Origin of the sequence: Defluviimonas aquaemixtae, assembly GCF_900302475.1 — a bacterium.
Taxonomy (GTDB): Bacteria; Pseudomonadota; Alphaproteobacteria; order Rhodobacterales; family Rhodobacteraceae; genus Albidovulum; species Albidovulum aquaemixtae.
Genome location: NZ_OMOQ01000003.1, coordinates 609,610 through 629,172 on the forward strand (window position 1 = coordinate 609,610; position 19,563 = coordinate 629,172).

A 19,563-nucleotide genomic window follows, 5' to 3' on the forward strand; every position below is an offset into this window, starting at 1 on the left:
ATCGAGGCACAAATGAGCAGACAGCACACGCTATTGTTGATGGCCTTTCTAGGCCTCCTGATCGTGGTGATGGGAGGGGCCCCGATCCTGAAGGGCGGCTTCTACATCGGCAAGCACGAAGGCGACACGATGCACCTTGCCGAGCTTGTCCTCAGGATGGCTGACGGGCAATGGCCGCACCTCGATTTCATGACGCCGATCGGTGTTCTGGCGTTGGCGCCGATCTCGGTCTTCGTCAAGGCAGGCGCGGGTCTCGGGCACGCAATCTTCTACGCCCAGATGCTTGTCGCGGCGCTGCTTCTTTTGCCGGTGCTCCGGGTTGCGGCCAGCCGGCTGACGGGCCTCTGGCCGTTCCTCTACGGCGGCTTCGTGATGCTTCTCTGCCTCGCGCTCGTCCACGGCGAGGCGCAGAGCGCAATTTCCATCTCGATGCACTACAACCGCTGGGCCTGGGCAGTCGCCTACGTGATCATACCGCTCGCCGTGCTCGCGCCAGTGGGCGCGCCACGGCCATGGCTCGACGGGGCGCTGATCGGGCTGGGACTTGCCGCGCTCGTGCTCATGAAAGTGACCTATTTCGTGGCTTTCGCCCCCGGCATCCTCGTGGCGCTGCTGGCGCGCAAGCAGGGCCTGGCGATTCTTGCCGCTATTCTTTCAGGGCTCGCTGTCGCGGCAGTCGTGACGGTACTGGCCGGGACGGAGTTTTGGCTCGCCTATCTGAAGGACCTGCTGACCGTGGCGACGGGCGACAGCCGGCAAGCGCCGGGCGACAGCTTTACCAACGTGATCGCGGCGCCGCTTTACATGGGCGGAAGTCTCACGCTGATTGCCGCGGTGATCTTCCTGCGTCAGGCAGGGCGCGCGGTCGAAGGGCTGGCGCTTCTGGTGCTGATGCCCGGGTTCTTCTACGTCGCCTATCAGAACTTCGGCAACGATCCGCAATGGCTTTATCTCGTCGCGCTCTTGGTCTTCGTGTTGATGCCGGGACCGGGCGTGCAGAACGGGTTTGGCTGGGACTTGCGCGACGCGCTCAGGATCACGGGTATCCTGGCGCTGGCCTTCGGCGGGCCGTCGGCGATCAATCTCGCCTTCAGCCCCTGGCGTCACCTCGCCGCAGAGACCGAGGACACGGTGCCGCTCCTGACACGGCTTCCAGCGCATGACGACGTGCTGACGACCGAGCCGCGCGCCTACACCGCAAACCTCGCACGCCCTTACGATCTGCCGGGCGATCCCTACGAGCGCTACCGCCCATTCACCGAACGCGCCGATGCCGCGTTCTTGAACGGCGAGGAACTGCCCGAATGCCAGGTCGAAGGAGCGATCGGAGGGTGGTTTGAACTGGTGACGGAGGATCTGGAAGTGGCGGGCTTTGGTGGCGCGGCGCTGATGGGCACCGACCTCTATTCCGCCTACTGGATGTTCGGTGACTTCAAGAACGTGCGGGGCGCCGCGCCCTGGTACTACGGCGGGATACCTGGCGTGGAGAATGCCGATTACCTCGTCGTACCGCTCTGCCCGATGGCGCTGAGGCTGCGCAATGCGATGATGACATCGCTCGAGGAGGACGGCTGGACTCTCGACGAGAAGCGGCGGACCGAGCTTTACATATTAGTGGCGCCGAGCAGGCCCTGAAGCGCGCGCAGGAGCGGCGGGAAGGCCATGAGCGCCATGTAGGTGACGAAGGTTCCGACGAGAGCAAGCCCCATCGGAAAGTCTTTCCGCGTCCAAGAAACCCAGTCTGGCGTCATCGCGCGCACGGCGGGAACCGCCCGCATCAGCCGATGCGCGGCGAAGGCGCCGAGAAGGAAGGCTGCGAAAAGCGGGATGATCAGCCCGAGATGCCCGACGAACACGAAGGGCGCCGCCGCGGCGGCGAATTTCGCGTCGCCCGCCCCCACATTGGCGACAGCGTTCAGCAAGAACCCGATCGCAAGTACCACGGCGAAGTTCAGCCAGCGCCAAGCCCAGGGCTCGAACGGGATGACGACTAGCCCGACGACGATGTAGACGGCCAGCATCGCTATCACCGCCTTGTTGGGGATCTTCATCCACTTGAGGTCGGTCCAAGCGACCCAGGCGCAGATCGGCAAGGTAAAGAGGAACAGGACTAGGTAGACCTGCGGCGGCGTCAGTTCGATCATCGTGTCAGCCGTTCGTCACGCTGCGGTTCAATGTCTCAAGCGCGCGGGCCGCCTGTTCGAAGTGGCGCGGGCTGGTTTCCACCGCGTCTTCGAGAAGGCCCTTGCCGATTGTCACGTCGCCCTGCTTGATCGCGGTTAGCGCGGCCGTGTAGAGCAGCTCGGCCCGTTCCTGCTGGGTCATTGGCACGATCGGCATGTCATATTTGCGCTGCGCCGCACGGGCGAGGACGAGGTTGTTCTTCGTCGTGAAGTTCGAACTGTCGTAGGTCAGCGCTTCGCCGAAGAGTTTCTCCGCCCCTGGGTAGTCGCCACGCGTCAGCTTGGAATAGCCCCAGTTGTTCAGGACGCCAGACGGCCTCGTGGTCAGGCCGAATGCGGTGTCGTAGAAGCTGTCGGCCTTTTGCCACTTCTTGTTCGCGTCGGCTACCATCGCCTCGAGCCGATAGCGGTCGAAGGTTTCATGCGTTGGCGGGATCATGTTGAGAGTCTCTTCGGCCTTCACCCATTCGTTCGAGCGGATATAGGCGTCCGCAAGCGACACGCGGTCCTCGTTCGTGCCTTCAGTGCTCGTGACCACCATCTGCCAGACCTTGGTGGCCTCGAGCGGCTTCTTGGCGCGAATGAGAGACTTGGCGAGCCCGCGCTTGATGTCGATGCGGTCGGGATGCTGTTCGGCGGTCCGCGCGAAATACGCGACCGCTTCGTTGGGGTCGGCGACAGTCAACATTACGTCGTTCAGGTTGGTCTCGTCGATGACGTTCACGCTCTCGATCGCGCGCTTGACGTCAGCATCGGAGGATTTCTGGCAGGCCGACAAAACCGTCGTCCCCGCGATGCAGAGTGAAATCAGGAGAGGGTGGCGCATTCTATGCGTCCTTTTCTGCTTCGTGCCTCAAGGTGTGGTGAGGAGCAGAAATTGCCCGTGTCCGCGTCTCACCAACTCGAATTTTTGTTCATTAGGAACATCATAGGAAGGTTTTTCAAGCTTGGCGAGCGCGAGGCGCAGATTTTCGCGGATGGCGTCCGATTGGCCACTATCGAGCGCGAAGGCCGTGCGGAACACCCTGCTCGCCTCTCCGATCTGGCCGCGCTCCATCAGGACGACGCCTAGGTTGTTCCAGGCGGGCACGAATGTCTCGTCGACCTCGACCGCGCGGCGCAGGATACGCTCAGCCTGTCCCAGCCGGCCGAGCTTGAGATTGGCCGAGCCGATCGCGGAGAGGACATCGACGGTCATGCCATGTTCGGCCGCGCCGCGCAGATAGGCCCTGAGCGCCAGCTCGTATTCGCCTGCCGCCATCAGTCGGTGGCCGACGATCAGCCCGTCGACCGCCTCCGCACCGCGGACCGGCCCGCTCGGCGCGAAGGGCGAGGGCCCGTTCGACGGAAAACCGCCTGTCTGCTGACAGGCGGTCAGAAGGCCGATCGCGGCCAGTAGTCCCGCGGGTCTGACGATCATGTTCTCAAGGGCTGAAGTTCGCGAAGAGTTGCAGCATATCGTAAACCGACGGACCCACAAGGATCATCAGAAGGGGCGGCACGGTGAACATCATCGTGCCGAGCGTCATCTTGGTCGGCAGCTTGTTCGCGGCCTCCTCGGCGCGCATCACGCGCTTGTCGCGCATCTCGGACGCATAGACCCGAAGTGCGTCTGCGATCGATGTGCCGAAGGTCTGCGACTGGATCATCACGGTCACGAACGAGGCGACGTCGGGCACGCCCGAGCGGTCGGAGAAGCCGCGCAGAACCGTGGATTTGTCCTTGCCGGCCTTGATCTCCTGGGCAACGATCTCGAATTCCTCGGCGAGCGCGGGATAGCCGCTGGCGAGTTCCCGCGAGACGCGAATGATGCCCTGATCGAGCGACTGGCCGGCCTCGACGCAGACCAGAAGCATGTCGAGCGCGTCGGGGAAACCGTTCTGTATTTCGCCCTGCCGCGCCTGCACACGGCGTTCGATCCAGTACTTCGGCAGGTAGTAGCCGATGGCACCGGGGACGACGACGGAAAGGATGAGAACCGTGGTTGACACCTCGCCCGTGGCCGAGGCGACGATGGCGTAGATCACGCCGATCAGCAGGAACACGATGCCGAGGATGAACTGAACCGCGTGGAACGTGCGCACCGCGTTCCGGCCGCGATAGCCCGCGCGCGTCATCTTCAGCCGCGAGGAGCTCAGTTCCTCTTCGGTCTTGGGTTCGAGGAAGGTCGCGAATTTGTCGAGCTTGTCGGTGCCTTTGGAACTGCGCAGCGATTTCTTGGTTGGCCCACGAGTGGTCGCCCGGCCGCTGCCCGCACGGCTCGATTCGCGCAGTTTCGCGTAGGGGTCGGCCCGCTTCTTGAGCATCGTGGGCAAGGTGACCGCGACCAGGACGATGCCGAGGATCGCCACCGCGAAGAGCGGGCCTAGCGGGCCCATCGTTTCGAGCAAGAGGTCGTTGATCGCTGTCAGCATGTCAGCCGGGCCCCCTCAGACCTTGATGTTGACCATCATCTTCATGAAGATGACGTTGATCGTGAGGAAGGTGAAGACGATCAGTGCGGCAGGTACGAAGGCAGCCGTGTTCTTCACCGTGTCGAAGTAGTCCGGCTTCAGGATCTGAATGATCGCCAGCACGACGAGCGGGAAGGCCGACAGGAACATGCCGGACCATTTCGCTTCGGCCGTGATCGCGCGAACGCGCCGGAACAGCCGGAATCGAGCCCGGATCACCTTAGCCAGACCGTCGAGGATTTCGGCGAGGTTGCCGCCCGACTGCTGCTGGATCGTAACGGCGACCGCGAGGAAGCGCAGATCCTGCATGTCCATGCGTTCGGCGAGATCCTTGAGCGACTCCGAGACTTCGCGTCCGTAGGCGGATTCGTCGGCGATCATGCCGAACTCGGTACCCAAGGGGTCGGGCACTTCTTTGGCGACGATCTGGATCGCGGAGGAGAACGGATGGCCGACCCGGAGTGAACGTACCATGAGCTCGACGGCGTCGGGCAGTTGCTCCTCCACCATGTCCATGCGCTTCTTGGCCTTGCGGTGGATCCAGAAATAGACCGCGCCGACGCCCATCACGATGGCCACGGCGACCTGCACCGGGGTCGAAGCCGCGGTGCCGATCCGAAGCCCGAGGAATGCAACGACCGTCAGAAGTGCCATTATCCCCACAAGCGCGCGGGGCGAGAACGCGATATTGGCCTTCTGCGCCTTCGTGGCGAGCATCGAGTAAAGCGGAATGCCCTTCGCCCTCAGATGCTGGCTGGCTTCCTTGCGGAGCTGTTCGAGCACCTGTTCGCGCTGACCGCCCTTTTCGAGCAGGTCGAGGCGGCGGTTGACCTTGGAGTTGAGCGAGATCGACTTGCCGAAGACGACGAGATAGATGCCCTCGACCAGCAGCAGAACCGCCAGAAAGATCAGGCCGTAGATGATTGGCGTCGGGCTAATGATCATGCGCGTTACTCCGCGGCGATGGGTTCGTAGATCGACGGCGGCAGATCGTAGCCCCACTGACGGAAGCGTTCGGCGTATGCCGAGCGGACGCCGGTCGCGGTGAATCGGCCGATGATCTTGCCGTCGGGCGCAAGCCCGAGCCGTTCATACCGGAAAATCTCCTGCATGGAAATCACGTCGCCTTCCATGCCGGTGATCTCGGTGATCGAGGTCATGCGGCGCGAACCGTCCTGAAGACGCGACGCCTGCACGATGAGATTGACGGCCGAGGCGATCTGCGCGCGCACCGCCTTGATCGGCATCTCGATACCGGCCATCGAGATCATGTTCTCTAGTCGGCTAATACCGTCACGGGCGGAGTTCGCATGGATCGTGGTCATCGACCCATCATGGCCGGTGTTCATGGCCTGAAGCATGTCGATGACTTCCTCGCCGCGCGTTTCGCCGACGATGATGCGGTCGGGACGCATCCGGAGAGCGTTTCTGAGGCAGTCGCGCTGCGTGACCGCGCCTTTGCCTTCGACGTTGGCCGGGCGACTTTCCATCCGGCCCACATGGACCTGCTGAAGCTGAAGTTCCGCCGTGTCTTCGATCGTGAGGATACGTTCGGAGTTGTCGATGAAGGATGACAATGCATTGAGCGTGGTCGTCTTACCCGAGCCCGTACCGCCCGAGACGATGATGTTCAGGCGCGTGGAGACGGCTGCCTGAAGGTAGGCGGCCATTTCCTCGGTGAACGCGCCGAAGCGGACGAGATCGTCAACGGCGAGCTTTTCTTTCTTGAACTTACGAATCGAGACGAGCGAGCCGTCGACCGCGATCGGAGGCACCATCGCGTTGAAACGCGAACCATCAGCGAGACGGGCGTCCACATAGGGGTTTGATTCATCGACGCGCCGGCCGACGGCGGAGACGATTTTGTCAATGATCCTGAGAAGGTGGCGCTCGTCCTTGAACGATGTGTCGGTCAGTTCGAGCTTGCCGTCGCGCTCGACGAACACCTGCTGCGGGCCATTGACGAGAATATCGTTGACGGTCTCATCCTGCAGCAACGGCTCAAGCGGGCCGAGGCCCATCACCTCGTGGTAAAGTTCCTGGAAGAGCGTCGAACGCTCTTCCTTGTTCAACACGACGCTCATTTCCTCGAGCGCTTCCGTGGAGATCGATACGATTTCCTGACGAAGCTCGGATTCAGTCGCGTGTTCGAGCGCGCCGAGATTGAGGTTGTCGAGCAGTCGCTTGTGAAGCTCGACTTTCAGCTCGCCGATGCGTTCCCTGCGCTTGCGGTCCTTTTCCTGCGCGCCGACCTGCGCCGGCGTCTTCACCGCGGCCGACTGACGCCGGACGACGCCGGAGCGCGCATCGGGCTGAGCCTGGGCGACCTCGTCGCGCTTCGGCGCGGCGGCGGGTGCGGCGGCTTGAGGCTTCTTGTAACGCGAAAACATGTCTGTCCCCCAGGGGTTAGGCGTTGCCCGCCTCGGCAGCCTTGTTCAGGTCGTAGAGCGACTTGGCGAGCTTTGCGATCTCGCGACGCAGCGGGTTCTTCGCGGCCGTTTCGGCGAGTGGCAGGCCGTGGTCGTTCGATTGCGTCACCGGCTTGGCGCCGTCGGGCAACTGCAGCTCGATCGTGATGTCGAGGCTTTCGGCCAGCCGCTTGACGCGACTCTTGCCCGACAGATCGGTGAACTTGGGCGCCCTGTTCAGCACATAGCGCAGCTTCTCATAGGGCAGCTCTTCGGCCTTGAGCGCGCGGATCATCCGGAGCGCGTTCTGTGCCGAACGCATGTCGAGCTCCATTGTGGTGAAGTAGACGTGGGCGTGGTTCAGGACCGCCTCGGTCCACTGCACGACGGTCGAGGGCATATCGACGACGACGAAGTCGAAGTTCGCCCGCGCCACGTCGAGGACGCGGTTGATGTCCTCCGACGTGACAATGTCCAGAGGCAGCATTTCGGACGGTGCCGTCATGACATGCATCTTGTCATTGAAGCTCAGAAGCGCCTGGAGGAAGCTGACATTGTCGACGGACGCGGTGTCGGACAGCATCTCATAGACGGCCTCGCGGCGGGGCAGGTCGAGGTAGGTCGAGATCGAGCCGTACTGGAAGTCGAAATCTAGAAGGCAGACACGCGGAGGATTGTCCTTCTGCACCGTCGCCAATTCCCACGCGAGGTTCACGGCGAGCGTCGTGGCGCCGGTGCCGCCCGCGAGGCCGTGGACCGCCAGGATCACGCCGTCGCGGTCGCCGGAGGGCTTGAAGCTCGCAGCGGTCGCGCCGTGGGCCAGAACCTGATCGGCCGCGGGCGCCTTGTGAAGCCGTTCGATCGCCTCATGGAGCGCGTTTTCGGGCAGGGGGTAGGGGACGAAATCGTCCGCGCCGAGCTTTAGAAGCTGATGTAGTGCGATCGGGCTGACCTCTTGGGCGATGAGGATGATCTTGATCCCCTTCTCCTTCGCGGTCGTGATGATTCCCGTGATCCGTGCGAGATCGTCCTCGTCCTCCGAATCGACCGCGATGGCGACGAAGTCGAGCGAATCGGCATCCGGCTGGTTCAAGAACAGAACGGCGTCGTCAAAGGTCAGGTCACCCCAGCTTTCGCCGAGCTCGGTTTCCATGTCCTCGATAAGAAGGTCGAAGTTACTGACATCACGCGAAATAGTGCACGCGACAATTGGCGCCGGCTCAGGCTGCAACGCTGCTACACTGCTCATTCCCACACGTCCTTTCCACGGGGCGTCGGTTCTGGCTCCTGATGGTCGCGAAAGCGAATCGCCTCAGGTCCAAATCCGTCCACCCGGCGCGACTCTCTAGCCCCGCCATTACTCCCGGGTTTCGAAACTCCGTGAAAATCTTGGCAATATTGGGGCTAAAAGATCGAAATTATGCGGTATCGGGAGACGATCAAAAGAAAGGGGCGGGTTTTGTTGATTGAACCCGCCCCTTCCACGAAACAATTGATGGTGACGACTAGCCGCCTGTGCCGGCAGCCTGACCGCCGCCTGAGACCTCTTCCTGCTGATGGGGCGGCTGCGCGCTTGTTACATATTCGCGCCAGATCACGTCGGCATATTTGCCATTGAGAACTGTCGGGTGACTGCGGACGAAGCCGGAAACCTCGGTCACCGCTCGGCGGTTGCGCCGTTCGGGTGTCTGCACGAAGACCAGAGGCTGGGTCTCGCCCTGCGAGACGACCGCTTCGAGGCGCGAGCGGCTGATCCCCTGGCTTGCCAGATAGGACACTACAGCTTGCGCGCGGCGGAGGCCCAACTGCTTGTTATAGCCCTCGCTGCCGACCAGATCTGTATGGCCGAAAACCCGGAATCGCACTTCGGGGAACTGCCGGATCCAGTCCGCCTGACGGCTCAGAACCGTCTGGGCCTGACCGTCGAGAGCCGAGCTGTTGAAGGCGAAATTGACCATGTTCGGTACGTCGGCGGCGAACCGCCGCGTCAGGTCGATCGCGTAGGACCTCTCGCCCGAGTGGGTCAGCGTATTCGTCATCGTCGCGTTGCCGAAATCGGCGGTTTCAATCTCAGATCCTGCCTCAGAGTAGAAGGCGCGGGCGATGTTGGTTTCCTTCGAGCAGCCTGCAAGCACCGCGAGACCGGTCGAAAGCAGGAGAAGGCTGATATGCTTTTGCATCGTCTTACTCCATCACATAGCCGTAGGAGCCGGAATAGTCCTGCTTCGCGACTTCGCCGATACCGCCACCGCGCGAGGCGCGATTCGTGGCAGTCTTGCCGAAGAGGAACAGTTCTGCCTCGGTGGGCGGGCGGACCCGGTCGGTCGGCAGGGCGAGCGCCTCGCCGCGGACAGGGCTCACAAGATGCGGCGTGATGATGATCACGAGCTCCGTTTGCGAGCGCTGGAAACTGGCGCTGCGGAAGAGCGCACCAAGCACGGGAACGTCGCCGAGCCAGGGCACCTGGCCGTTTTGATCGTTGAAGTCATCCTGCAAAAGCCCCGCGATGGCAAAGCTTTCGCCGTCGCGCATCTCGACCGTCGTCTCGGCCTCGCGGCGCTTGAAGGCGTCGAGCGTGATGCCTGCGGCCGTCACGGAGACCGTTGTGTCGATGCTCGACACGGCCGCGTTGATCGCGAGGTTGATGATGTCGCCGTCGACGACGCGCGGGGTGAAGGCCAGTTCTACACCGAAGGGCTTGTATTCGACCGTGACGGTGTTGTTCAGGTTGCGCACCGGGATAGGATACTCGCCGCCGGCGAGGAACCGTGCTTCCTGTCCCGAAAGGGCGGTGAGGTTCGGTTCGGACAGCGTGCGCACGAGGCCCTTGGATTCCAGAGCCTCAAGTAGAATACCGACCTGGAAGCTGCCGAGGTTGAAACCGACCGCGCCCTGGCCGATCGCGGCGGTGTTGAGGCTGAATCCCGCGCCGGTCCCGGTCGTGCCGCCGGACGTGAGCCCGCCGCTGCCAAGGCCGATCGACGTCGCGAGATCAGACGTCGATCCGTTGACGGTAAGGCCGCCCGACAGCTCTTTCGTGACCGAGCGCTGCATCTCTGCGAAGCGGACCTTCAACATGACCTGCTGGACGCCGCCCACATTCATAAGATTCGACACGCGGCCGGGGGCATAACGCTCCGCAAGATCGAGCGCGCGGTCGAGCTTCGCGACTGACGACACGGTGCCCGAAAGCACGATACCGTCATTCGCGGTGCGAACTTCGATCTGTTCGCCCGGAATGATCTGCTGAAGCCGTTCCTTGAACTCGGCCACGTCGAGCGAGACCTGGACGTCCACGTTGGTGATGAGCTGCCCGTCCGGGGCAAGTAACGTCAGGGTTGTGCGCCCGGGCGCCTTGCCGAGCACGTAGATCGACCGATCCGACAGCGTCGAGATGTCGGCGATGCCCGGATTGGCGATCGAAAGTTCCGCGAAGGGAGTTTCGCTCTCGACGATCACCGCCCGGTTCATCGGCACGGCGAGCGCGCTCGAAACCGAACCGCTCACGATTTTCAGGGTTTCCGCCTGTGCGGAATGTATAGTCGTCATCGTGAGCGTTAGGCCCACGAATCCTGCCGCGATATAAGCTTTCATGCTCATGTGACCTGCCTCTCCGATCACGCCTCGTTGGTGGGTCTTTGCTGCCCAGATTGCCGACACAATGCGGGAGGTGTGGATTATTTGCAAGAATCAACCGTTTGCAGCGATCTCTTTATGTGGGGCACGGGCAACAGTCACACAGGACTTGCGCAATGCGAAGCACCGGCCACTATATGCGGTGGCCGGTGCTTCGACGCTTGGAAATGCTCAGTTCAGTTCGTGCAGGGGATGACGGTCTCGACGATCTCGCCGCCCTTGTTGGTGCGGATCGTGCAGACCCTCTCGGGCGCGGCTTCGGGCTCGGGCGCCGCCTCGACGATGCCGAGTAGGCTGTTACGGTCGATCTCGATGGCGCCGACCTCCTGAATGTCGCCGGTCCCTACGAGGGCGAGCGTCAGCCGGCCGGTCTGCTGTGCGAGCGCGAGCGCGGCGACCTGCTCCGGCTTGGCCTCCACGGTGACCGTGCGCGCGATCATTGTCTCTTCGCTCCGGTCTGCATCCGCGCTCTGGTTGATCGCGATAAGGCGGACCGCTTTGTCGATCAGCTTCGTGACATCCTGATTGCCGATCCGGCCTGACCAGTAGATGTCGACCCGGTCGCCCGGGCGCAGGAAGCCGGAAACGCCTGAGGTCACGTCGACGTTAATCGCGAACGCGCGCATGCCGGGCGAGAGGTTGGCGTTGATCCCGGCATCGACGCCGGGCTCTGTTATCTTCGCAGACAGCAGCGGCTCGAAGGGCTCATAGCTCCGAAGCGCGGCGCGGGGGCGCGTTTCGCCCTCCCAAAACACCGGCGTGACGTTCTGGGTGCCATCCTGCGGCGCGACGATCTTGTTGTACACACCCGCCGGCACCTTGCCGGCCTCGACCTTCACGACGTCGAGATCGGCGCGCGTCAACCGGTCGCCGTATTTCAGGGCCTTCTTGGCCACGACCACATCGACGAGACGCGGCGCCCGCGCCCGCTCGGCGGCGAGGCGATCCCGCTCTGCCTGGGTCTGGGCGATGTAGTCCTGCGCCATGTACACAGCGAACCCCGCCAGCGCGACCCCCAAGACCAGCACCAACCCAAATACCAATCGCATTGAACTTCCTTTCGTCAGCAAGACCCGGGAATCGGCCACCCTCCGGTCGCACACGGGCCTCCTTAGCGCGCAATTTCTCCGCGGAATACGGCGAAATGGTGGTCAAAGCGCGCCCGAGGGGTGGAATTTTGCCAGTACAGGAAACATTCGGCAAGTAGCCGCCCAGAAAGGCGAAGGACGCCCCGGCGCGCGGGGCGTCCACTTACCTTATTGCGTTCCGCCAGACAAGGCGGACAATCGATCAGAACGTGGTGTTGACCGTCTGGCTGGACAGGTAGTTCTGAACCTTTTGCCCGATGCTCGTCATGTTGCCCTGAATGCCGGCCATCGCAATCGCGACCAAGGCACAAACGCTCGCCGTCAGCACGACCCAGTCGACCGTCACGGCGCCGTCTTCCTCAGCGCGGAAATCAAAAATCTTGTCCCAAAGCTTCATCACTTGCTCCATCCTGATCGAGCGCTCGCCCGCCCGGGCTTACAAACTCGCTCTATCGCCCTTTGCCCTTGGGATGAATTAACACAGCCAAGATGGCATGATTTGGGCGCTTGTCGTTCTTTTTCGCGCTGGGTCAACCCTTTGGGAAACATTGCGTTCTGTTAGCCGAAACGAAAACCGCGCCCCGAGGGGCGCGGTCTCATTCGATCTCGTCGAAACCAGGATCAGAGGCTGGTGTTGATCGACTGGCTCGAGAGGTAGTTATTGATCTTCGTGGTCAGCGAGCCGGTGCCCTTCTTGACCGCGGCCAGAGCCGCAACGCCGAGGCCGACGACAGCAGCGGTCAGCACGACCCAGTCAACCGTCACGGCGCCGTCTTCTTCGTTGTTGAACTTCTTCGCAATCTTAAACAGTTTCATGTCACTCTCCATTAGGTTCGCTTCTAGCTCCATCCGCGAACCGTGTGGGGTGTTGTCCAGGTCCCGTTTCCGTCGCGGCGTGTTAGTGTTTTGCCCACCAATCGTGACCCAAACTGGGCGGTTCGCGTACATTTCCATGCTTTTGAAGGAGATTCTGGAAACGGCTCTTTGCCTCTGTTTCGCGAGCAACATCAATGGCGGAGAAAGCGCGGATCCTCGGTGAAAATGCCTCGGACCGGGGTTTGACCGCCGTCAGCAACCGTATGCGTACTCTATTTGCCGCTTCCTAGGGGGCGCCGCGAACTTCGGATACGGCCGTGGCCGGCGCCGCCGCGTCTCAGCTTTAGTAAGGTGCCGCCGTCGCGAACGGAGCGAGCTCGGCGGGGCCCTGGCATTCGGCGATCTTGCCGGCCAGAGGTGCCTGTCTCTGTCGTGAGGGCTTCTGGCTCCGGTACGCGACGGGATGCACAAATCCCGCTAGAGCGGGAGCCGGTGCGGGAGCGCGGTGCCGTGCCCGGCCAAGCGCGGTTCAAGCGCCGCCTTTGGATATGAATGTGGCCCCCAACGCGAAAACCGCGCCCCGAGGGGCGCGGTCTCATTCGATCTCGTCGAAACCAGGATCAGAGGCTGGTGTTGATCGACTGGCTCGAGAGGTAGTTATTGATCTTCGTGGTCAGCGAGCCGGTGCCCTTCTTGACCGCGGCCAGAGCCGCAACGCCGAGGCCGACGACAGCAGCGGTCAGCACGACCCAGTCAACCGTCACGGCGCCGTCTTCTTCGTTGTTGAACTTCTTCGCAAGCTTAAACAGTTTCATGTCACTCTCCGTTAGGTTCGCCCGTTCACCATCCGCTTCAGAACTCGCCGGGTCGACTTCGCCGAACCCGTGTCCGTTGCGGCATGGGAGCATTTGGCGGGTCAAACGTGGCAGGAGTTGGGCAGTGTTCGTACATTTTGAAGTTGGGTTAACTTTTTCGTGCGGTGCATTTAGAACATTGTTTTTAAACGGAAATAATACGGAATAAGTTGGCAATTTCTACTCAGCGCTGTTGCCAAAAGGCCGAATCGGCCCGGATTCCTCCCCGATCGGGCGCGAAAAGCTGGCCCCTATACGCGGTTTTTGCGAGAAAAAGATCAACAAGAATGAAAACGCAGGCAGGATAGGCAGTTCGATGCAGCTTCACAGGCTCGCAGTTTCATGCGTCACGGCCGCCCTGTTGGGTGCAGGCGCGGCTGCGGCGGAAACCGCGCCGCAGCCCTATTCCGACTTCACCTTCAAACGCATCTCCGCGCCGAGCGCCTCGGGGTCGAAACGCATCACGGTGCAGATCGACCCCGAGGAGCAGGCACGCCGTCTCGCGACGCCACAGCTTCCGCCGCCGGAAAATCCGATCCCCCGCGGCGGAGCGGCGCCGGGCCTCCTGCCGGCTGCGCCGTCCGGGCCGAGCGAATACGACTGGTACTGGGACAACGTTTCGCCTGCGCTTGGCGCTGGTGCTGGGCGCTTTCCGCTAGCGCTCGCGGCCCTCACGCAGGGCCCGGAGGGCTCTGCGGTCGCCGCGCCCCGGCTACAGCATATGCAGGACATCGCGCGGCTCCATGGCCGCGAGATCCTGGCCGCGACGATAGGTACCGAGGTTTCGCCCGCCCTCGTCCTGGCCGTGATCGGGATCGAGAGTGCGGGTCGGGCCGATGCGGTTTCTTCGGCCGGGGCCGTCGGGTTGATGCAGCTCATACCGGCCACGGCCGACCGCTTCGGCGTTGCCGACAGCGCCGACCCGATCGACAACATCAAGGGCGGCGTTGCTTATCTCGACTGGCTGATGAATGAGTTCGGTGGCGATCCGCTCATGGTGCTTGCGGCCTACAATGCGGGTGAAAACGCGGTTAAGAAGAACGATGGTGTTCCGCCCTATGCCGAAACCCGCGCATATGTGCCCAAGGTGCTCGCCGCATGGACGGTGGCGCGCGGTCTTTGTGTGACGCCGCCCGAGTTAGTGTCGGACGGTTGCGTCTTCGCCGCGAATGGATGAGTTTGCCCACATGACCGACGTGAAGCCCCTCGTCCTCGACGTGGATGGCACCTTTCTGAAGACCGACATGCTGTTCGAGACCTTCTGGGCCGGTCTCGGACACGATCCGGGCGCGACTTTGAAGGCGACGCTGGCCAATTTCACACGGCCTGAGCGCCTGAAGGCCGAGCTTGCGGCGATTGCGCCACTGCGGACCGACCTTCTCCCGGTCAACTCGGAGGTAGCCGACCTTGCGCTTAGAAGCCGGATGGCGGGGCGCGAGGTCGTCCTGGCATCCGCCTCCGACCGAAGCCTCGTAGCGCGGCTCGCCGAGGAATACGGCCTGTCAGATACTGTTTTCGCATCCGACGGCGAGATCAATCTCAAGGGCGCGGCCAAGGCCGGGGCCCTGGTTACCGCTTATGGCGAGCGCGGCTTCGACTATGCCGGCGACTCGGCCGCTGATATTCCGGTCTGGGAACAGGCGGAAAACGCCCTGGTCGTAGGGCGAGTCAACTCGGCGCGGGCGCTTACGGCAGAGGGTCGGAACGTCGTCGAACTGGATGGCGGCTGGCATCCGGCGGCGCTCTTGCGGGCGATGCGGCCGCACCAGTGGGTCAAGAACGTACTACTGTTCCTCGCCATGATCGCAGCTCACCGCTTCGATCTCGCGACGCTGATCCCGATCGTCTGGGGTATCGTTGCCTTCTCGGCGGCAGCTTCGTCGATCTACATCGTCAACGATCTTCTGGACCTCGAAGCCGATCGCCTGCATCCGACGAAGTGTCGCCGCCCCTTCGCGAGCGGCGACGTCCCGATCAGGGTCGGCATGGTGGCCTTTGCCGGTCTCGCTGTCCTCGCGCTCGGCGTCGCTGCCGCGCTCAACTGGACGTTCTTCGGTGTGGTCGTGCTCTACATGGTCACGTCGCTCGCCTATTCGCTGAAGCTCAAGCGGATGCGCTGGGTCGACATCGCAACGCTCGCGGCGCTCTACACGATACGCGTTGTGGCCGGAGCGGCGGCGGGACAGGTCGACGTCTCGATATACATGCTGATTTTCATCTTCCCGATCTTCATCACGCTCGGCTGCGTGAAGCGCCTGACCGAGCTTACACTCGCCACCTCGGATGAGAGGTTGCCGGGCCGGGGTTACGGTCGGCTGGACCGCGGCGATCTTTTGAACGTGGCTGGGCTCGGCATCGCGGGCTCCGTCCTCATCTTCTTCCTCTATTCGGTCAGCGAACAGGGCCGCACGCTCTATCCCACGACCTGGATACTTTGGGTCGCGATGATTCCGATGACGCTATGGCTCGTCCGCATGGTACTTCTTGGCTGGTTCGGCAAGCAGGACTATGACCCGATCGTCTTCGCAATGCGCGACAAGTTCGGCATTGGGATCCTGATGATCACACTGTCGCTGATGTTCTGGGCAGCGGGGTTGTGGTCTCAGTGGTTTGGCGGCTGAGGGGTGCGTCAGCCCGCCTCGTTTTTCCGGGTCAGCCGGTACACGCCCTCGGGCAGATTGAGCGCGGCGGCCAGTTCGCGCACCTGGGCGATCGACATGACGATCTTCACCACCTCGTCACGGCGCGGATCGTATTGCTCGATCGTGACGCATTCGGCAAAGCCCTGGATCGTCACATCCTCTTCCAGATGCGGGCTGCCCTCGTCGACGAGGGTGATGACTGTGGCGTCGAAGTCGTGCTCGATCGTGAACATGCGCCCAGCCTAACGCGGGTGATCGCCGGCCTCAATGGCCCGGGAGGCGGGCGTTGGGCCTTTCGCGGCGGCCTGCGGGGCGCTAAGCTGTCGACGGGCAGTTCGAAGCGGTCGGCAAGACCCGGGAGAGGCGCATGAGAAAGCTGATCGTCCTTATCGCGTTGGGGCTGGCGGGTTGCGTGGAGAGCGTGCCGCAGCAGGCGGTGCCAGTGGAGCCGCTGCCTGTGTCGGGGGCGCCGGTCATGCCCTTGGTCGCTGCGCAGAACTTCGTGTCGGTCGTGTCGCGGATGGAGCCCGTGATCGAACGCGAATGCCTGGCCCGCATCGGTCCGGCCAACTGCAATTTCCGCATCGTCGTCGACGAACGCCCGGGCCAGCCGCCCAATGCTTACCAGACGCTCGACCGGGCCGGGCGGCCTATTATCGCTTTCACGCTTCCGCTGATAGCGGAGGCGCGCAATACAGATGAGCTTGCGTTCGTGATGGGCCACGAGGCCGGCCATCACATCGGCGAGCACATCCCCCGCCAACAACAAAGCGCGCTCGCAGGCGCGCTCATCCTCGGGACGCTGACAGCCGCGACAGGAGGCGACCCGGCCGCGATCCAGTCGGCTCAGGATGTCGGCGGCGCTCTTGGCGCGCGGCGCTATGCGAAAGAGTATGAGCTTGAGGCTGACGCGCTTGGCACAATAATGGCCTGGAGGGCCGGCTACGATCCCGAACGCGGTGCGGCCTTCTTCACGCGCATTCCTGACCCCGGCAACCGGTTCCTCGGCACGCACCCCCCGACTGCGAGCCGAATCGAGACGGTGCGCCGCACGCTTGCGAGTCTGCGCTGAACGCACGCTCGCCCGAATTCGCCGGTTGATCTGAATCAAGGCAGCTTCGCGGAATTTCGCGATCCTGAACTCCGTGAAGCCAAACGAGGTACTCGGGCCATGGGCAAGGTGGTTGCTTTCGCGTCCGCGACAATCCGGGACGGCGTTCCCTATTTCCTGACCGACCGCGAAACGCGTCGCCACGGTGTAGATGTCGGACGCGCCATGCAATCGGGAATATTGACCGCCGACGATTTTCGCGCGCTCCTCGCCCATTGCCGTGCCTGTCCGGACCGACAGGGCGAGCGGACGGCCGAGAGCGGAGCGCTTCCCGACTGCACGCCGCCCAAGTGGTGCGCCAATATCGCGGTCATCGAGGGGCTGCGCGGCATCGTGTGACGCCTTGCTGTCTCCGGCAGCGGACGATCGACTGCGGTTTCGCGCGGCGGTTCAATGCCAGCCCGACCACGGTGTTTGGAGCGGTGGAAATCTTGACCAGCCGAAGCTAAAGTTTCGTCCGAAATGGGGGCGGGAGTGTTCGAATGCGCGGTTTGCTGGTCTCAGAACTCCACCGCTTCTGGAATACCTGCATCTGGTCCCTGCAGGGTTGGCGGGCCGCCTGGACCTCGGAAAAATCGCTTCGGCAATGGACCGCGATCAATATCTTCTCGGCGATTCTGGCCTTCGCGCTTGACCTCGGCGCCGGCGAGCGGGCGCTGATCCTCGCCTTGGGGCTCCTGATCCTGGCGGCGGAGCTTTTTAACACCGCTATCGAGGGCATGGTGGACCTCGCGTCGCCCGACCGCGACCCGCGGGCGGGCAAGATCAAGGATTGCGGATCGGCGGCCGTCGCCCTGACCGCGATTGCGGGCGGGCTGGCGTGGCTCGCGATCCTGCTGGGGTAGGGGATACCGGTATCGGCGAGCGGGGCGGTCGATGCTATTGTGGTAGGCGAATTGCAAGGGAAGGGTGACTTGCAGTGCGCCGCTCTACTGGCCGCGGCGCAACGGACCCGCCGCCGCGCTCCCCGGCGGCGGGTCTTCTACGAACTGATGGGGCTGCCCCAAAGGTCGTATTCGCTGGCCTCTTCGATTTTGACCGTCACGATATCGCCCGGCGCGAGCCCCTCGAAACCATCGTCGATGAAGAGGTTTCCATCGATCTCGGGCGCGTCGGCCTTCGTCCGGCAGGTGGCGCCCTCGCTGTCCACAGAATCGACGATAACCTCGGTCCGGCTGCCCACCTTCGCGGCGAGCTTCGCCTCCGAGATCGCCTGCGCCTTCTCCATGAAAAGCTGCCAGCGGTTCTCCTTGACATCCTCCGGAACGTGATGGGGCAGCGCATTGGAGCGCGCGCCGGCGACGTTTTCGTAGCGGAAACAGCCGACGCGGTCGAGCTGCGCCTCGTCAAGCCAGTCGAGAAGCGTTTGGAACTCCTCCTCCGTTTCGCCGGGATAGCCGACGATGAATGTCGATCTGAGCGTGATCTCCGGACAGATTGCGCGCCAGGCGGCGATTTCATCGAGCGTCTTTGCGGCGGCCGCTGGGCGGGCCATGCGCTTCAAAGTCTCGGGATGGGCATGCTGGAAGGGAATGTCGAGATAGGGCAGCACCAGACCCTCGGCCATCAGGGGAACGAGGTCGCGGACATGCGGATAGGGATAGACATAGTGAAGCCGGACCCATGCGCCCACGCTGCCCAGATCGCGGGCAAGGTCGGTGATGTGGGCGCGGTGGCCCTGCGTCTCGCCGTGCTTCAGGTCGAGCCCGTAGGCGGAAGTGTCCTGGCTGATGACCAGTAACTCCTTTACCCCGGCTGCGACGAGCCGTTCGGCCTCGCGCAATACCGCATGGGCCGGGCGGGAGACGAGCCGGCCGCGCATGTCGGGGATGATGCAGAAGCGGCATTTGTGGTTACAGCCCTCGGAGATCTTCAGATAGCTGTAGTGCCGGGGCGTGAGCTTCACGCCGGTCGGAGGCAGGAGGTCGACGAACGGATCGGGCGCGGGTGGCACGGTCTTGTGGACCGCATCTAGGACCTGCTCGTACTGATGCGGGCCGGTCACGGCAAGGACGGAGGGATGCGCGCCAGTAACATAGTCGGGTTCGGCACCGAGGCAGCCGGTGACGATGACGCGGCCGTTCTCGGTCAGGGCCTCGCCGATCGCGTCGAGGCTTTCGGCCTTGGCTGAATCGAGAAAGCCGCAGGTATTCACGATCACCGCCTCGGCGCCCTGATAGTCGGAGCTGATCGCGTAGCCCTCGGCCCGGAGGCGGGTGAGGATGCGCTCGGCATCCACGAGCGCCTTCGGGCAGCCGAGCGAGACCATGCCGATCCGGGGCTGGCCGGCCCGGGAAGGCAGGTCGGGGATCGCCGGGCGGGCGAGGTCGGGGCGGAGATCGGGCGGGTTCTGAGTCATCGGGGGGATATAG

At 63.0% G+C, this 19,563-nt stretch carries 21 protein-coding genes; 6 read left to right on the forward strand and 15 right to left on the reverse strand.

The features are described from left to right. Positions 1-12 precede the first annotated feature (12 nt). Positions 13-1,635 carry a hypothetical protein gene (locus DEA8626_RS18110; protein ID WP_146188903.1) on the forward strand — a complete coding sequence of 541 codons (1,623 nt, stop codon included), beginning with the start codon at positions 13-15 and terminating at the stop codon, positions 1,633-1,635. Here DEA8626_RS18110 and DEA8626_RS18115 read toward each other — a convergent pair. From DEA8626_RS18115 to DEA8626_RS18175, 13 genes are all read right to left on the reverse strand, one after another. Then, positions 1,605-2,144: a prepilin peptidase gene (locus DEA8626_RS18115; protein ID WP_108854601.1), complete on the reverse strand. Its 540-nt coding sequence runs from the start codon at positions 2,142-2,144 to the stop codon at positions 1,605-1,607. The genes DEA8626_RS18110 and DEA8626_RS18115 overlap by 31 nt on opposite strands. Positions 2,145-2,148: 4 nt before the next feature. Further along, positions 2,149-3,009 (reverse strand): tetratricopeptide repeat protein, encoded by an 861-nt coding sequence (locus DEA8626_RS18120; RefSeq protein ID WP_108854602.1) that lies wholly within the window; start codon positions 3,007-3,009, stop codon positions 2,149-2,151. A gap of 27 nt (positions 3,010-3,036) precedes the next feature. Next, a complete protein-coding gene (locus DEA8626_RS18125) occupies positions 3,037-3,603 on the reverse strand; it encodes a tetratricopeptide repeat protein (protein WP_108854603.1) in 567 nt (188 codons plus the stop codon). Positions 3,604-3,607: 4 nt separating this feature from the next. Next, complete coding sequence (locus DEA8626_RS18130) at positions 3,608-4,597, reverse strand: type II secretion system F family protein (protein WP_108854604.1); 990 nt, start codon at positions 4,595-4,597, stop codon at positions 3,608-3,610. A gap of 15 nt (positions 4,598-4,612) precedes the next feature. After that, entirely contained in the window at positions 4,613-5,581 is a 969-nt protein-coding gene (locus DEA8626_RS18135; protein WP_108854605.1) for a type II secretion system F family protein, read from the reverse strand. Positions 5,582-5,586: 5 nt separating this feature from the next. After that, positions 5,587-7,026 (reverse strand): TadA family conjugal transfer-associated ATPase, encoded by a 1,440-nt coding sequence (locus DEA8626_RS18140; RefSeq protein ID WP_108854606.1) that lies wholly within the window; start codon positions 7,024-7,026, stop codon positions 5,587-5,589. A gap of 16 nt (positions 7,027-7,042) precedes the next feature. Then, positions 7,043-8,293, reverse strand: coding sequence for a CpaE/TadZ family protein (locus tag DEA8626_RS18145; protein WP_108854607.1), 1,251 nt, complete (start codon positions 8,291-8,293; stop codon positions 7,043-7,045). Positions 8,294-8,549: 256 nt separating this feature from the next. Then, the gene (locus tag DEA8626_RS18150) at positions 8,550-9,224 is read right to left on the reverse strand and encodes an OmpA family protein (RefSeq protein WP_108854608.1); all 675 of its coding nucleotides are present in this window, start codon (positions 9,222-9,224) and stop codon (positions 8,550-8,552) included. Positions 9,225-9,228: 4 nt separating this feature from the next. Further along, positions 9,229-10,644, reverse strand: coding sequence for a type II and III secretion system protein family protein (locus DEA8626_RS18155; protein ID WP_108854609.1), 1,416 nt, complete (start codon positions 10,642-10,644; stop codon positions 9,229-9,231). 212 nt (positions 10,645-10,856) lie between these two features. Further along, on the reverse strand, positions 10,857-11,729 hold the full coding sequence (gene cpaB, locus DEA8626_RS18160) for a Flp pilus assembly protein CpaB (protein ID WP_108854610.1): 873 nt from the start codon (positions 11,727-11,729) through the stop codon (positions 10,857-10,859). A gap of 241 nt (positions 11,730-11,970) precedes the next feature. Further along, complete coding sequence (locus DEA8626_RS21445; RefSeq protein WP_245890908.1) at positions 11,971-12,165, reverse strand: hypothetical protein; 195 nt, start codon at positions 12,163-12,165, stop codon at positions 11,971-11,973. Positions 12,166-12,389: 224 nt separating this feature from the next. Further along, complete coding sequence (locus DEA8626_RS18170) at positions 12,390-12,584, reverse strand: hypothetical protein (protein ID WP_108854611.1); 195 nt, start codon at positions 12,582-12,584, stop codon at positions 12,390-12,392. A 620-nt stretch (positions 12,585-13,204) separates the two neighbouring features. After that, on the reverse strand, positions 13,205-13,399 hold the full coding sequence (locus DEA8626_RS18175) for a hypothetical protein (RefSeq protein WP_181366513.1): 195 nt from the start codon (positions 13,397-13,399) through the stop codon (positions 13,205-13,207). 355 nt (positions 13,400-13,754) lie between these two features. Between DEA8626_RS18175 and DEA8626_RS18180 the strand changes: the two genes are divergently transcribed. Together DEA8626_RS18180 and DEA8626_RS18185 are read left to right on the forward strand one after the other, a co-directional pair. Beyond that, complete coding sequence (locus DEA8626_RS18180; RefSeq protein ID WP_108854612.1) at positions 13,755-14,615, forward strand: lytic transglycosylase domain-containing protein; 861 nt, start codon at positions 13,755-13,757, stop codon at positions 14,613-14,615. 10 nt (positions 14,616-14,625) lie between these two features. Next, on the forward strand, positions 14,626-16,059 hold the full coding sequence (locus tag DEA8626_RS18185) for a UbiA family prenyltransferase (RefSeq protein ID WP_108854613.1): 1,434 nt from the start codon (positions 14,626-14,628) through the stop codon (positions 16,057-16,059). A gap of 8 nt (positions 16,060-16,067) precedes the next feature. Here DEA8626_RS18185 and DEA8626_RS18190 read toward each other — a convergent pair whose 3' ends face one another. Further along, positions 16,068-16,313 (reverse strand): DUF8831 family protein, encoded by a 246-nt coding sequence (locus DEA8626_RS18190; protein ID WP_108854614.1) that lies wholly within the window; start codon positions 16,311-16,313, stop codon positions 16,068-16,070. 134 nt (positions 16,314-16,447) lie between these two features. Between DEA8626_RS18190 and DEA8626_RS18195 the strand changes: the two genes are divergently transcribed. The 3 genes from DEA8626_RS18195 (at position 16,448) to DEA8626_RS18205 (ending at position 18,036) form a co-directional block, all read left to right on the forward strand. Next, positions 16,448-17,152 (forward strand): M48 family metallopeptidase, encoded by a 705-nt coding sequence (locus DEA8626_RS18195; RefSeq protein ID WP_108854615.1) that lies wholly within the window; start codon positions 16,448-16,450, stop codon positions 17,150-17,152. Positions 17,153-17,251: 99 nt separating this feature from the next. Continuing rightward, on the forward strand, positions 17,252-17,530 hold the full coding sequence (locus DEA8626_RS18200; protein ID WP_108854616.1) for a DUF6455 family protein: 279 nt from the start codon (positions 17,252-17,254) through the stop codon (positions 17,528-17,530). A 143-nt stretch (positions 17,531-17,673) separates the two neighbouring features. Further along, entirely contained in the window at positions 17,674-18,036 is a 363-nt protein-coding gene (locus DEA8626_RS18205) for a diacylglycerol kinase (RefSeq protein ID WP_108854617.1), read from the forward strand. Positions 18,037-18,173: 137 nt separating this feature from the next. Here the strand turns inward: DEA8626_RS18205 and rimO are convergent, their stop codons facing one another. Beyond that, positions 18,174-19,550 (reverse strand): 30S ribosomal protein S12 methylthiotransferase RimO, encoded by a 1,377-nt coding sequence (gene rimO, locus DEA8626_RS18210; RefSeq protein ID WP_108854701.1) that lies wholly within the window; start codon positions 19,548-19,550, stop codon positions 18,174-18,176. Positions 19,551-19,563 lie beyond the last annotated feature (13 nt).